Origin of the sequence: Prauserella salsuginis, assembly GCF_024648885.1 — a bacterium.
GTDB lineage: Bacteria > Actinomycetota > Actinomycetes > Mycobacteriales > Pseudonocardiaceae > Prauserella > Prauserella salsuginis.
In genome coordinates, this window is the sequence record NZ_JANBBF010000008.1 from 738,315 (window position 1) to 752,227 (window position 13,913).

General features: G+C 69.3%; 13 protein-coding genes. 4 read left to right on the plus strand and 9 right to left on the minus strand.

The window, feature by feature from the left end; translation table 11 throughout:
* Positions 1-285 precede the first annotated feature (285 nt).
* From LY40_RS04890 to LY40_RS04905, 4 genes are read left to right on the plus strand one after another with little or no spacing between them, the layout of a single operon-like run.
* On the plus strand, positions 286-1,011 hold the full coding sequence (locus tag LY40_RS04890; protein ID WP_258936051.1) for a GntR family transcriptional regulator: 726 nt from the start codon (positions 286-288) through the stop codon (positions 1,009-1,011).
* Positions 1,008-2,009: an ADP-ribosylglycohydrolase family protein gene (locus LY40_RS04895; protein ID WP_258936052.1), complete on the plus strand. Its 1,002-nt coding sequence runs from the start codon at positions 1,008-1,010 to the stop codon at positions 2,007-2,009. Before LY40_RS04890 ends, LY40_RS04895 begins: the two co-directional genes overlap by 4 nt.
* 23 nt (positions 2,010-2,032) lie before the next feature.
* The gene (locus LY40_RS04900) at positions 2,033-3,502 is read left to right on the plus strand and encodes a purine-cytosine permease family protein (protein ID WP_183786687.1); all 1,470 of its coding nucleotides are present in this window, start codon (positions 2,033-2,035) and stop codon (positions 3,500-3,502) included.
* Positions 3,499-4,422, plus strand: coding sequence for a PfkB family carbohydrate kinase (locus tag LY40_RS04905; protein ID WP_258936053.1), 924 nt, complete (start codon positions 3,499-3,501; stop codon positions 4,420-4,422). Before LY40_RS04900 ends, LY40_RS04905 begins: the two co-directional genes overlap by 4 nt.
* Positions 4,423-4,765: 343 nt before the next feature.
* Here the strand turns inward: LY40_RS04905 and LY40_RS04910 are convergent, their stop codons facing one another.
* From LY40_RS04910 to LY40_RS26340, 9 genes are all read right to left on the minus strand, one after another.
* A complete protein-coding gene (locus LY40_RS04910; protein ID WP_183786764.1) occupies positions 4,766-5,545 on the minus strand; it encodes an SDR family NAD(P)-dependent oxidoreductase in 780 nt (259 codons plus the stop codon).
* 21 nt (positions 5,546-5,566) lie between these two features.
* Positions 5,567-6,109 (minus strand): EthD domain-containing protein, encoded by a 543-nt coding sequence (locus LY40_RS04915; RefSeq protein WP_258936054.1) that lies wholly within the window; start codon positions 6,107-6,109, stop codon positions 5,567-5,569.
* 22 nt (positions 6,110-6,131) lie between these two features.
* Complete coding sequence (locus LY40_RS04920) at positions 6,132-7,262, minus strand: NDMA-dependent alcohol dehydrogenase (protein WP_258936055.1); 1,131 nt, start codon at positions 7,260-7,262, stop codon at positions 6,132-6,134.
* A gap of 14 nt (positions 7,263-7,276) precedes the next feature.
* Entirely contained in the window at positions 7,277-8,731 is a 1,455-nt protein-coding gene (locus LY40_RS04925; protein ID WP_258936056.1) for an aldehyde dehydrogenase family protein, read from the minus strand.
* An 88-nt stretch (positions 8,732-8,819) separates the two neighbouring features.
* Positions 8,820-9,683, minus strand: coding sequence for a sugar phosphate isomerase/epimerase family protein (locus tag LY40_RS04930; protein WP_258936057.1), 864 nt, complete (start codon positions 9,681-9,683; stop codon positions 8,820-8,822).
* Positions 9,680-10,216: a VOC family protein gene (locus tag LY40_RS04935; RefSeq protein WP_258936058.1), complete on the minus strand. Its 537-nt coding sequence runs from the start codon at positions 10,214-10,216 to the stop codon at positions 9,680-9,682. Before LY40_RS04935 ends, LY40_RS04930 begins: the two co-directional genes overlap by 4 nt.
* A gap of 55 nt (positions 10,217-10,271) precedes the next feature.
* Positions 10,272-10,862 (minus strand): VOC family protein, encoded by a 591-nt coding sequence (locus LY40_RS04940; protein ID WP_183786758.1) that lies wholly within the window; start codon positions 10,860-10,862, stop codon positions 10,272-10,274.
* Positions 10,859-12,562, minus strand: coding sequence for a class I adenylate-forming enzyme family protein (locus LY40_RS04945; protein ID WP_183786834.1), 1,704 nt, complete (start codon positions 12,560-12,562; stop codon positions 10,859-10,861). The genes LY40_RS04940 and LY40_RS04945 overlap by 4 nt, the downstream gene beginning before the upstream one ends.
* 168 nt (positions 12,563-12,730) lie before the next feature.
* Positions 12,731-13,894 carry an acyl-CoA dehydrogenase family protein gene (locus tag LY40_RS26340; protein ID WP_183786757.1) on the minus strand — a complete coding sequence of 388 codons (1,164 nt, stop codon included), beginning with the start codon at positions 13,892-13,894 and terminating at the stop codon, positions 12,731-12,733.
* Positions 13,895-13,913: the final 19 nt, after the last annotated feature.

Consider the following 13,913-nt stretch of genomic DNA (forward strand, 5'->3'; position numbering starts at 1 on the left):
CGGCCATGGCCATACCGATTACGCCGCCGACCGGTTCGCCATGACGTAAGCGACCATGGTGTGCTCCCATCCCGACGCCGCAGCACCCGACGGTGTCGGTGTTGTCGACGTTGGTCCTCGGCGGGCCGTCGACAGGTCCTCGGCACACGCCACACCTCGGGAGACGCGTGCGAACGCAATTTCTCCGAACCGAGGCAGATCACAACGATGCGACCGCCGGCGCGGGAGCCCGGGGCCCTGCGAACGCCGCTTGTGCTCACCCACCTCGCCACCTAATGTACAGGTATGAACAGGACTGATCAGGATCGTCCGACGAGGTTCAGCAAGCGGGACCGGCTGGTGCACGAACTCTCCCGACAGATCCATACGGGCGTGCTGACCCGCGGCCAGCAGCTGCCCGCGGAACACGAACTCGCCGAACGGTTCGAAGTCAGCCGCGGCACCGTGCGCAGCGCGCTGTCCGAGCTGCAGCGCCGCGAGCTCATCGCCACCCAGACGGGCGTCGGATCCTTCGTGACGTTCGACGGTGTCGAACTGGACCAGACCATCGGCTGGGCGACCGCGCTCTCGCGATCGGGTTTCGACATCCGGGCGGAACTGCTCGACATCGAGAAGGCGGCCGACCCCGAGCTGACCGCCCGCTTCGGGGTCGCGGAGTTCATCGCGGTCCGCCGACTTCGACGTGACCGGGCCGCGGGGCCAGTGTCCTACGAGGTGGCATTGGTGCCCAAGACCGGCGAGCTCGCGAACCTGCCGCGACGCGGGCTGGTCGACGACTCCCTCACCGCGACCCTCGCCGCGGCGGGATTGCATCCGGCACGGGGAGAGCAGTGGATCGGCACCGAGTCGCTGACCGCGCACACGGCCGAACTACTCGAGCGGCGTGAGGGCGAGTTGTTCCTTCGGGCGACGAGGACCAGCACCGACTCCGCCGGCGGACTCGTCGAGCACGTCATCAGTCTGCTGGACCCGGCTCGTTTCCAGTTCCACCTGACGTTCGGTACCGCATGAGCGGCGCCGGTGTCCGTGACCGCGCGCTCGGTGCGTTCGAAGGTCTCGCGCTCGGTGATGCACTCGGCATGCCGACCCAGTCGCTGTCGCGCGAGTCCATCGCCACCTACTACGGACGATTGGAAGGGCTGCGCGACGCCGTCGAGCACCAACCCATCTCCCCCGGCCTGCCCGCAGGCACGGTCACGGACGACACCGAGCAGGCGGTCCTGGTCGCACGACTGCTCATCGAGGGTCGTGGGCGGATCGAGCCGCACGCGTTCGCCCGTGCGTTGCTGGACTGGGAAGCGGACATGATCCGCCGGAACCTCGCCGACCTGCTCGGACCGTCGACGAAGCGGGCCCTCGAGCTGCTGGAGTCCGGGGCCGCACCCGATGAGGCGGGACGCACGGGCACGACGAACGGTGCGGCGATGCGGATCACGCCGGTCGCCATCGCCACAAAACCCGACGTGGACCCGCTCCTGGACGCGGTCGTGAGCGCGAGCAGGCTGACCCACAACACGAGCCTCGGCATCTCGGCGGCCGCGGCCGTGGCGGCCGCGGTGTCGGCGGGGATCGACGGCGCGGACCTCGGCCCGGCGATGGACCACGCGGAACGCGTGGCCTCCGAAGGGGCTGCGCGGGCGCCGTGGGTCGCCGGCGGGGAGATCGCATCCCGGATCCGGTGGGCCCGCGGCTGGGTGCGGGAGTTGGACGCCGAGGCGCTGCCGGCGGCGATAGCCGAGGTGATCGGCACGTCGGTGGCCGCACAGGAGTCGGTCGTGGCCGCGTTCGCGCTCGCCGAGGCCCTGGGAGATCGACCGCTGGATGCGTTGACGCTGGCTGCCCGGCTCGGCGGGGACACCGACACGGTCGCCGCCATCTGCGGAGCGGTCCTCGGTTCCCGGCACGGAGCCTCGGGCCTGCCCGCCGACCTCACCGCCGTCGTGCGGAAGGTCAACGACCTCGACCTCGGCGATGTCACCGAGGGACTTCTCGAACTGCGCAACAGCTGAGCGCACACAGCAAGGAGGCTGCCGTGAGCACTGCGACCGACACCGGTGTCGACGAGCCCGCTGAGGGTGTCCTCGAGACGCGGGGCATCGAGCCCGTTCCCGAGAACGAACGCACCGGTCATCCGATGCAGTTGTTCTGGGTCTGGTTCGCCGCGAACATCTCGATCCTGGGATTGCCGCTCGGCGCGACTCTCGTAGCGATCCAGCATCTCGCGTTCTGGCAGGCCGTTCTCGTGGCGATCCTCGGCGCCGTCGGTTCGTTCGCGATCGTCGGTGTCATCTCGATCGCGGGCCGAAGGGGCGGCGCTCCGGGATTGACGTTGTCGCGAGCGGTGTTCGGTGTCCGGGGCAACGCGGGACCGACGCTGGTGTCCCTGATCTCGCGGCTCGGCTGGGAGACGGTGAACACGACGACGGCGGCGTTCGCGTTGCTGTCGTTGTGCGCCATCGTGTTCGGCACGGACGCGGGAGCGAAGAGCGCTCCGGCGTTGACGCTCGTGTGCATCGGTGTGTTCGTCCTGGCCACCGTGGTGGTTTCGGGCCTGGGCCACCAGGTGTTGGTCGCGGTGCAGCGGTGGTCGACGTGGATCTTCGGGGCGTTGAACATCGTCGTGGCCGTGAACCTCATCGCCACCGTGGACTGGGCCGCCGTCGGTGCGGCGCAGCCCGCGTCCGTCGGCGCGATGATCGCCGGTGTCGGAACCATCGCGGCGGGCACGGGTATCGGCTGGGCGAATGCGTCCGCGGACATGTCGCGTTATCAGCGGCCGTCCGTGCGGGCAGGGTCGCTCGTGGCGTCCGCGGCCGCAGGGGCGGGTATTCCGTTGGTGCTGCTGATCTCGTTGGGCAGCCTGCTGTCCGCGGGTGATCCCACGTTGGCCGAGGCCGGCGATCCGGTGGCCGCGATCCGCGACATGCTGCCGTCGTGGATGGCCGTTCCGTATCTGATCGCCGCGTTCGGCGGGTTGTTGTTGTCGAACCACCTGTCGGTGTACTCGGCGGGGTTGACGACGTTGACGTTGGGCATCCGCACGAAGCGGGTGTATGCGGTGATTCTCGACGTCGTCGTGACAACCCTCGGTGCGATCTACTTCATGTTGATCGCCGACAGCTTCTACACGCCGTTCATCGCGTTCATCAACCTGCTGGCCATTCCGACGACGGCGTGGGTCGGTGTGTTCCTGGTCGACATGCTGCGGCGCACCCGCTACGACGCGGCCGGGCTGATGGATCTGAGCCGGTCGAGTTCGTACTGGTACCGCGGTGGCATCGAGCCGCGTGCACTCGGGGCGTGGGCGGTGGCGATCGTGGTCGGGTACCAGTTCATCGTCGCGGGCCCGCAGGGCGATGTGTGGTTCAGCGGCGTGTGGGCCGACAGTTGGCTGGGACGCAACGGCTTGGGCTGGATCATCGCGTTCGTCGTGGCCGGTGGGTTGTACGCCGCCTTCGGCGGCGCACGCTTGCACGGCCGGAAGCAGGAGCGCGCGCAGTGACGGGCCGCTTGGTGCACACCGGCCAGGTCATTCTGGACCTGGTGATGCGAGTGGACTCGTTACCCGAGCCGGGTGGTGACGTGTTGGCGTCGGAGACGGCGTTGTTGCCGGGCGGTGGTTTCAATGTGATGGCCGCTGCGGCCAGGTCGGGTGCGCAGGTGGTGTACGCCGGCGCGCACGGCACCGGCCAGTTCGGTGACCGCGTGCGGTCGGCGTTGCACGATGAGGGCGTCACCGCGGCGTGCCCGCCGAGCGAGGAGAGCGATACCGGTGTGTGTGTCGCTCTGGTGGACGATTCGGGTGAGCGCACCTTCGTGACCGGCAGCGGCGCCGAGGCCGGACTGACGGCCGAGCGGCTGGCCGATGTCAAGGCGGGCCCGGGTGATGTGGTGTATGTGAGCGGGTACAGCCTGCTGCACGGAGCCAATAGGGCGGCGCTGGCTGCATGGTTGCCGTCCGTGGACGGTGCGGCGGTGCTGTTGGATCCCGGTCCCCTGGCCTCCCAGATTCCGCAGGAGGTGCTGGATTCGACGCTATCGCAGGTGGACATTCTCAGCACGAACGCCCGCGAGGCGCGCGGCTTGACCGGGTCCGAGGATCTGCACAAGGCAGCCGCCGAACTGGCCGACCGCCTGCGTCCGTCGTCGACAGTCGTGGTGCGCGACGGTGCGGCGGGGTGCCTCGTGGCGATGGACGGAACGGTCGAGCGGGTCGACGGTTTCCCGGTATCACCGGTCGATACGAACGGCGCGGGCGATGCCCATTGCGGCGTGCTGGCGGCGATGTTGCTCGACGGCGCGACACTCCGTGCGGCTGCGCGACGGGCCAACGCGGCAGCCGCATTGTCGGTGCTGCGCCCCGGACCGGCGACGGCGCCGACCGCAGCCGAGCTCAACGAGTTCCTCCTCCCCGGCGGGTGAGATCTTCCCGTGAACCGCGTGTTCGGCACGGGGGTGGTGGTTCGTCGGGCCGAGGATCAGGCGGGCGCGACTTCGACCGCTGCTTGCACACCGTCACCCGCAGCCTCGTCAGGTGTTATCGACTTTCCCGCACACCACGTCGTCCGTGCCCTCGATCTTCTCGCCCAGATACGTCCGACGACCCATCACCGGATCCGTCCCGGCGAACACGACCACATGAAGACCGTCGCCGCGTTGCTCGATACGACCGCGCGGGCGACCTCCGGAACGTGGGCGAGCCACCCGGAGACCACTCGGCACGGGCGCACGGCGGTACGACCACTAGACAAAGCCACGCCCACCCTCACAGCGGTACCTCCCGAGGCGCCAGCTGAGCCGTGATCGCCGTGACGCCACCGTCGACGGGCAGGACCGCCCCGGTCACGAACGACGACGCCGGCAAGGCGAGGAACGCGATGGCCTCGGCGATCTCGTGTTGTTCTCCCCAACGCTGCAGCGGCAGACTCCGGCGGAGGGCGTCGTACTTGTCCGGCTGAGTTTCCTTGATCGGCCGGGTGAGCTCGGTATGGACCGGGCCCGGCGCGATCACGTTGACGCGGATGCCCGCGACTGCGAGGTCGACGGCCGCCGAACGGGCGAGGTTCGCGACGGCCGCCTTCGACGTGCAGTACGCCCAGTGTTCCGGCTCGCCCGCTGTCCCCGACGTAGACGACAGCAGGACGACCGAACCGCCATCCGACCGCCGGAGCGCCGGAGCTGCGGCCCGGATACCGAGCGCACCGGCTCTGACGTTCACGTCCATCACCCGGTCGTACACCGCCATGTCCAGCTGTTCGATGTCGCCCCACGCCGTGATGCCCGCGGACAGAACGACCGCGTCGAGCCCGCCGAAGCGCTCCTCCGCCAGGCGGACGGCGGCCTCGTTGCCGGCAGCCTCGGTCACGTCGGCACACAACCCGGCAGACGGATGCCCGCGGCCGAGGTCCCGGTTGAGCCACTCGATCCGCTCGGCGGCGACGTCCACACCGACGACCGGCCCGTGCCGGTCCAGCCACAGCTCCGCGAACGCCTTCCCCAGCCCGGAGCCGGCTCCCGTCACCAATGCCACACGCCCCTCGCGCATTTTCCCTCCAATGTGGACGTTTCATCCGGTCGTCGGGTAGTCCCGCGGCCGGACCACCAACGCCACCGGTCCGGCATCGGCGCCCAGTGTGAGCGCCCGGCCCACGTCGGCGACGACCGTCGTGTACAGCCTCTTGCCCCGTCCCGGTGGCGGCACAGGTACGGCCAGCTCCCAGCGATCCCAGGACACGCCGCGAGGCGGTGATTCGTCGAACCACAGGACGGCGGCGCCGCCGTCGGGCGGCTGCAATGCGGACTCGGGGCCCTCGAGCACAGCCGCCGTCCACGCCTGGTCGCGGACGAGGAATACGGCCTCGTCGGGTGTCACTACGTCGCGGTAGTACGCGGATGCGTAGGCTCGCCGTTCGGATTCGCGGTCGGCGAACCATGTCTCGGAGCAGAAGCGGGCCGTGCCACGGGCCCACTGCTCGGCCACCGGTCGGTTCTGCCGGTAGCCGAGCAGTCCGGGAGTCCGGACGAACAGGTCACCGTGGCGATGCTCCCAGTGCCGTCGCCCGCGGTCGGCGTCGCCACTCGGCGGCACGAGGAAGATGCGATGCTGCACCGGACGCTCCCGGTAAACCGGTTCAGTCGTCGTAGAGGATGACGCCCCGAATGTTGCGGGCGGCCTCCATATCCGCGTACGCCTCGTTGATCTGATCGAGCGAGTAGGTGCGCGTGATCATCTCGTCGATCATCAGCTGCCCGCGCCGGTAGCGGTCGAGAAGCCGCGGAATGTCGACGTGCGGCTGGAGGCCACCGTACAGACCGCCCTTGATTGTCTGCTGCATCATCACGAAGCCGAAGACGTTGAAAGCGGCTTCGGTGTCCCACATGGACGACACGCCGGCGATCGCCATCGTGCCGCCTTTCGCCAGCATTCCCAGCATCGGCTGGATCATCGTGCCTTCGACCACTCCGATGGTGACGATCACCTTGTCGGCCATCCGGCCATGGGTCAGGTCCGTCAGCAGCGGCATCGCCTCCTCGATCGAGCCCGCCACGTGCGTCGCTCCGAACCTCGGCGCCTCTTGCCGCTTGAACTCCACCGGGTCGATGACGATGATCTCCCGGGCTCCGGCGTGTTTGGCGCCCTGCACCGCGCTCATGCCGACACCGCCGACGCCGAGGACCACGACGACGTCGTCGATCTCGACGTCCGCGATCCGCACGGCCGTCCCCCAGCCGGTCGGTACGGCACACCCGGCCACGGCCGCAGCCGGGAACGGGATGTCGTCGTCGATCTTGATGACCGAATCGACGGGGGTGACGATGCGCTCGCTGAACGTGCCGAGATAGGTCATCGGGCCGACGGGCTCGCCCGCCGCCGTGTGGATGCGGTTGGTGCCGTCGAGCATGACGCCCTGCAGCAGACCCGCTCCCCGGTCGCACAACTGTCCGACGCCGCGCACGCACGGCACGCACTTTCCGCAGGAGGGCATGAAGGTGCACGTGACGTGGTCGCCGACGGACAGCTCCGTGACGTCCTCGCCGACCTGCTCGACGATGCCGGCTCCCTCGTGGCCGCCGAGGAACGGCGCGAAGTCCACCGCCTGGTCACCGGCCGCGGCGTGGTTGTCGGAGTGGCACAGGCCGGCCGCCTTGAGTTTCACCATGACCTCACCGCGTTTCGGCGGCGAGACCTCCAGCTCCTCGACGTGCCAGTCGTTACGCACGTTCTGCTGGGTCTTCAGAAGGACCGCACCGTGAGACTTCATCGGATCTCTCCCGCTCACTTCACCTTGACGGACTTGTACTGGAGGAACTCCCCGAGCCCTTCGAGACCGAACTCGCGGCCGAAACCGGACTGTTTGAATCCGCCGAACGGCGCGAACATCGACACACCGGCCGTGTTGACCGCGACGGTGCCCGCCCTGATCCGGCCCGCGACCGTGCGGGCCAGTTCCTCGTCGGCCGCGTACACCGAGGCAGCCAGGCCGTACGCCGTGCCGTTGGCAATAGCGACGGCTTCGTCGACGCTGTCGTAGGGAATGACACTGAGCACCGGCCCGAAGATCTCCTCCTGGGCGATGGTCGCGTCTGGTGCGACGTTCGCGAAGACCGTCGGCGCGACGTAGAAGCCCTGGTCGAGTCCGTCCGGCCGGCCGCCGCCGAGGACGAGATCGCCGCCCTCGGCCTTCCCGGTGGCGATATAGTCCATGACCCGCTCGAACTGCCGCGCACTGGCCAGCGGTCCGAGATCCGACGAGTCGTCGGCAGGGTCTCCGACCCGCATCGCCTCCAGCCGCGCCACCAGTGCGGCAACCACCTCGTCGTGCCGCGCACGGGGAACCAGAACACGTGTCAGGGCAGCACAGATCTGCCCGTTGAACGCGATGAACCCCGGAACCAGGGACGGCAGGACGTCCTCGAGTGGGACGTCGCCGAGGAGGATGGCGGGTGACTTGCCGCCGAGTTCGAGCGTCACGTTGGCCAGCCGGCCCGCGCACGCGCTCATGACTGCCTTCCCTGCACCGATGGAGCCGGTGAGGCTGACCTTGTCGATGCCTGGATGCTCGACGAGGTGGGCACTGACCTCTGCCGAGGCCGGCAGCACGCTCAACACTCCGGGCGGCAGCCCGGCGGCGTCGGCCATCTCGCCGACGAGGGCGGCGGTGAGTTGCGATTCCTGCGCCATCTTCAGCACCACCGGACAACCGGCGAGGAGGGCCGGGACCAGTTTCATCGCAAGGTAGAGCCCGGGACCGTTCCACGCGGTGATGACGAGGGCCGGGCCGATCGGCTCCCGAACGACGTCCACGACCCCGTCGGGCACCTCGCGACGCTCGGACAGCGCCACAGACCTGGCGCGTTCGAGCAGATCCCGCCACATGAGCACGACGCCACCGTTGAGCGCGGCGGAGTGCGCCAGCGTGGGCCCGGACTCGGTGACCCACGCCAGGTCGAACTCCTCCTTGCGCTCCTCGAAACGATCGCAGAACCGGCTCAGCGCCTCGATCCGCTCGGCGAGCGGCAACGTCGGCCACGGGCCGTGGTCGAACGCGTCGCGTGCCGCGGCCACGGCGCGGTCGGCGTCGTCAATCGTTGGGTCCGGGGCCGTGGCGACCACCGCCCCGGTCGCGGGTGAGACGACCTCGTAGGTCGGGGCATCTCGCTGCTTGTGCACCCATTCGCCGCCGATGTAGAGGCGGCCGATGTGAACGGTCGGGTCGGCGCTCAGTGTCACGGTGTCCTCCGGGTTTGCTCAGCCACTCTGCTCAGCCACGGAACGTCTGCGCGTGATCCACGACACTTCCAGATCGACACGCAACTAGTCAAGCAATCGTTTGGTAGAAATTATGGAGAAGCTCGGTCAGCGCCGTCGCCGCAGCGGTTGCCCGCGCCTCCGGCGACATCGCCGCGCTGCCCGCAGTGGGCGCCTCCACCACGAGCGGCCTGCCGGGCAACGCCGCGAGGAGGCCCATCAGATCGAGGTCGCCGTGCCCGGGCAGCAACCGCCGTCCGATCGCCTCCCGTCGAAGCGCGTCGTTCTCCCCGCCGGACTCATGTCCCGGCGGTTCCCACGACGCGTCACACAGCTGCACGTAGGGCATGCAGGCATCGCCGCAGGCCGTGACGGCGGCCGCCACGTCAGCGGGCGTCCCGCCCGAACGGTGCAGGTGCAGCGCGTCGACCAGCACCCCCGCCCCGGCCGGCACGGCCGTCGCGAGCGCGTCGGAGAGCGTGCGACACGCCGTGAACGCCATCGGCTCCAGGCACGGCAGCACCCCGACCGCAGAGGCCTCATCGACGATCCCGGCGAGCAGGTCGCGTGCGCGATCGGTCCCGAGCTCGCTGTCGACGACCAGTACACGTGGCGCGCCCAGTTCGGCGGCACCGTCGATCACGGACCTGATCTCGCCTGCCGTGAGATCGCAGCGCAGCCGGAGCACCTCCACGTCGAGCACGTGCATCCCCGTAGACCGCAGCGCGGCCAGCACCCGCGCGCGCCGGCCGGGGTCCCGGCCGACGTCACCGGCGACCGAGGTGCGGCTGCCTGCCACACGGAGAGTGACCCCGTCGAACCCTGCCGCCGCAGCGGCAGCGATGAACACCTCGGGCTCGGTGTCCAGGAAGTCCAGACAAGCCAGCGCCCGCAGGCAGTCCGTGTCCGCCCGCTCCGGCGGCGGTCCGGTCATCGCTCGCGGAACAGGTCGGTGCCGTCCCACCCCTCGGCGGCGCGCGCCACGCGCCCGTACAGCTCGGACAGATAGGGGGTTCGCTCGTACAGTTCGACCAGATGCCCCATGGCCGGTCCCACATCGAGGAAGACGAATCGCACCTCGGGCGTCTCGGCGTCCACCACCACCCGCGCCCCGCCCTCCACCATCCGCTCGCACGCCTGCTCGAGGTCGTCGACGAAGCACGCGACATGGTGGACGCCGATACCGTGCCTGCGCATGTCCCGCTCCAGCGGAGCCGGTTCGAGCGCGTGATGGTGGACGAACTCGACCATCACCGGGCCCCACTGTCCCAGCGCGCAGGTGTGGTCGAAGACGCCGTCCAGCACGGTCCCGCCCTCCCCCGGCACCCGGACCCGCGGAGCCGGCACGTGTTCGCGCACGTAGAACGGCCCTGCCCCGTAGAGCTCGTACCAACGGCGGGCGCTGGTACGCACGTCCGTGGTCGCGTACGCGACCTGCACCATGCTTGCCCCGTGCGGAAGCCCCATCGCGTTCTCCTCCGCTTCCCTCCCGCTTTCTCCGGCCGGCCCGCGCACCGGGGTCTCATTCCGGGTGCGTGGTGGCCTTCCAACGTGGCCGCGCCTCGTTCCACTCGATCCGACCCGCCAGCACGTCCGCGATCCCGGCCCCGTCGGGCATGACCGGCTCCGACCACGACAGCGGGGAATCGGTGAGCTGGACCAACGTGCCGAATCCGGAGGAAGGGCGGATGAAGGTCTCGTCCCACCATCCGGTTCCGGTACGCGTGTCGACGGTGCGGAAACCGGCCTCCTCCAGTCGCCTCGCCGCCTCGGTGACGTCCCGGACGAAACAGGTCATGTGGTGGAAACCGGGGCCGTGGCGGTCGAGATAGGCCGCGAGGTACGACTCAGGGTGCAGCGGCGACAGCAGCTCGACTTTCACGCCCGGCGGGAAGCGCAGCTGCACCGTCCGGAGCCCGAGCCGGTCGTCGTCCCCGCCCGCGATCAACGTGCCGCCGAGCAGATCGGCGTAGAGCGCGGCCGCCGGGGCAAGGTCGGGCACCGCGACGGCGATGTGATCGAACCGCGTCACCAGCCCCGCCACGGCGCTCGCAGTGCCCGCGGCGCCGACACCGCCCGCCGTGCCTGCCGCGGACGCCGGCTCGGCGCTCACGGCAGGTCGATTCCCAGCTCGGCGCACAGTGCCTCGCGCAGGCGGAACTTCTGGATCTTCGTCGCGGCCATCGGCCACTCGTCGACCACACGCACGTACCGGGGCAGTTTGAAGCTGGCGATCCGCCCGTGCAGCCACTCCCGCAGTTCCTCGCCGGTGATCTCGTGCCCGTCCCGCAGCTCGACCGCCGCGACGGGGACCTCCACGAGCCGGTCGTCGGGAATGCCGACCACCTGTGCGATACCGACCGCGGGATGTCGCTGCAGCGCCTCCTCGATCTCGACGGCGGCCACGTTCTCCCCGCCGACCTTCAGCATGTCCTTCAGCCGCCCCAGGTACGAGATCCGCCCGTCCGCGTCGACCGTGCCGATGTCGCCGGTGTGGAACCAGCCCTCGTCATCGATCACCGCCGCGGTGGCCTCGGGGTCGTTCCGATAGCCCTCGAACATCGAATAGCCGCGGACACATATCTCGCCGCGCTCACCGGTCGGCACCGGCACGCCGGTCTCGGCGTCGACAACGCGTACCTGAATTCCGGGGAACGGCGGCCCGCTCGTGTTGGTGCGCTGCTCGAGCGTGTCGGTGGGGACCGAGAACGAGACGCACCCACCGGTCTCCGTGGAACCGTACGCGGTCACCACGGCGGCGTGCGGCCACAGCTTCTGCAGTTCGCGCAGCGTCGCGGGCGGCGCCACACCGTTGATCACGCGCACAGCGCTCCAGTCCACGGCAGAGAACTCCGGATGGTCGGCCAGAGCCTGGGTGATCGTCGGGAACGTCGGGTAGAAATGCGTGAGCCGCGCGGAGCGGAGCATCGCGATGGCTCCGTCGGGCTCGAAATGCTCCATCGACAGGAACGTCGCGCCCGTGTAGAAGCAGCCGTTCATCGGCAGCACCGACGACATATGGAACATCGGCAGCGGATCCCAGAAGCGGTCCCCACCATGAACGTCCAGGCGGTCGGCCACCGCGATGGCGTTGCGTACCACCATCTCGTGGCTGAGCGCGCAGCCCTTGGGCTGGGCCGTGGTTCCGGAGGTGTACATCATCATGCCGACCTCGCGCAGCGACACCTGTCTGCGCAGCGCGTGCACCTCTTCCGGCGTGATGTGCTCGGCACCCGTGTAGAACCCCTCCCGGCGCAGGTACGCCGGTCCGCACTCACCGTCGCCGAGGACGACCACGGCCTCCAGCGTGGGCACCGACGGCACCGGGAACGCGTCGCGACGGCGCGGGTCGAGTTCCGGCATCGCGGCCTCGATGCGGTCGGTGAGCCCGAACGGCTGCCCCGCGTGGCAAGCCGACACGAGCACCTTGACGTCGGCGTCGCCGAGCACGTGCGCCAGGTCGTCGCCCTGGTAACGCGCGTTGATCAGCACCGCCACGGCGCCGAGCATCGTCGCGCCGTAGGACACGCGCGCGAAGTCGGCACAGTTCGCCATGAGGATGCCGACGTGGTCCCCCGGCCCTACGCCCATCGCGCGAAGCGCGCGTGCGGCCAGCTCCGCGTCGGCGGCGAGCTCGGCGAAGGTGAGTCGTTCTCCCGGGAAGACCAGCGCCTCGGAGTCGGGCCACAGTGCGGCCGCCCGCACGACCACGTCGCCGATCGGAACCGCCTCGGCCCACCCGGGCGACCCGGCCGCGCCGCGACCGGCTGGCACGGTTCTCGGTACCGGAACCTGCTGCGAGGACGTCTCCATTGTCGTCACCGCGGTGTCCTCCCTGCTGCTCGTGTGCGTGCGCTGATTGCCGACAGCCGAGACTCGACCCGCCGGGCGCACATCAGAGGACGACAGTGCACCACCGGCACCGCCGGTGACACCAGGTCCTCGCCACCCCCACGGATTCCGACGTCCGGCGGGGCCGGCTCAGAACGACCGGGGCAGCCCGGCCATCTCGGCGATCGAGTTGCGGGCCATCTCGTTGGCGATCGGCCCGATCCGGTACAGGCGCGCGTCCCGCCAGTACCGTTGCATCTGGGTTTCGAGCGCGTAGCCCATGCCGCCGAAGATCTGGATACCGCGGTCGGCGGCCGTGACCGCGCCCTCGGACGCGACGATCTTGGCCATGTTGGCCTGCATGCCGCAGTCCAACCCTTCGGCCTGGCGCCACGCGGCCTCGTAGATCAGCAGCTCCGCCGACTTCTGGGCGATGAGCATATCGGCGTAGTAGTGCTGCAGCACCTGCATCCGGCCGAGCTTCTTGCCGAACACGTCGCGCTCGTCGAGATAACGCTTGGCCTCCTCGATGACACCGTCGAGAATGCCCAACGCGAGCGCGGACATCACGATCCGCTCGTTGTTGAGGGTCTTGAGCAGCATGTACCACGCCTGCCCCGGATCGCCGAGCACGAGTTCGTCCGGCACGAACACGTCATCGAGGAACACCTCGCAGGATCCCACGTTCTTCATGCCTAGCTTGGGGATCTGCCTGCATTCGACGCCCTCGGCCTCGCGTGGGACGAGGAACAGTGTGGTACCACCGGTCTTCTTGGCCGGGTTCTTCTCCGTACGGGCCAGCAGGAGGAGGTAGTCGGCGACGTGGGCCTGCGTGGACCAGATCTTCTGGCCGTTGATGACCCAGCCACCCTCGGAACGGGTGGCTGTAGTCGCGAGCACGCCGAGTAGGTCGGTCCCCCCGGCCGGCTCGGTCACCGAGATCGCGAACTTCTTCGAGCCGTCGGCAACCTGTGGCAGCAGCCGACGCTTCTGCTCCTCCGTGCCGTAGTAGCCGACGGATTTCGCTCCGGCGAAGGCGTTGATGCCCCAGATCCACGCGATACCCCCCAGGGAACGGGCGAGTTCGCGGATCAGGATGACCTGATCGAGCTCGGTGCCACCGGAACCGCCGTAGGCCTCGTCGATCCCGATGCCGTGGAATCCCACCTCGGCCATCCTCGCGAAGAGTTCGTGGGGGTATTCGAACTCCTGCTTCTCCAGTTCGAGTGCCGCCTCCTTCGGGCACTCCTTCTCGACCCACTCCCGGACGGTCTTCCGGAACGCCTCCTGCTCGTCTGTGAGCGCGAAGTCCACGGTTCCTCCTGGTGGGCGG

Bases quoted from the DNA above. Each gene is read 5' to 3' on its own strand.
- LY40_RS04895 (WP_258936052.1), top strand. From the start codon at position 1,008: ATGAGCGGCGCCGGTGTCCGTGACCGCGCGCTCGGTGCGTTCGAAGGT.
- LY40_RS04935 (WP_258936058.1), bottom strand. From the start codon at position 10,216: ATGGGGCTTCCGCACGGGGCAAGCATGGTGCAGGTCGCGTACGCGACC.
- LY40_RS04945 (WP_183786834.1), bottom strand. From the start codon at position 12,562: ATGGAGACGTCCTCGCAGCAGGTTCCGGTACCGAGAACCGTGCCAGCC.
- LY40_RS04920 (WP_258936055.1), bottom strand. From the start codon at position 7,262: ATGAAGTCTCACGGTGCGGTCCTTCTGAAGACCCAGCAGAACGTGCGT.
- LY40_RS04890 (WP_258936051.1), top strand. From the start codon at position 286: ATGAACAGGACTGATCAGGATCGTCCGACGAGGTTCAGCAAGCGGGAC.
- LY40_RS04930 (WP_258936057.1), bottom strand. From the start codon at position 9,683: ATGACCGGACCGCCGCCGGAGCGGGCGGACACGGACTGCCTGCGGGCG.
- LY40_RS04910 (WP_183786764.1), bottom strand. From the start codon at position 5,545: ATGCGCGAGGGGCGTGTGGCATTGGTGACGGGAGCCGGCTCCGGGCTG.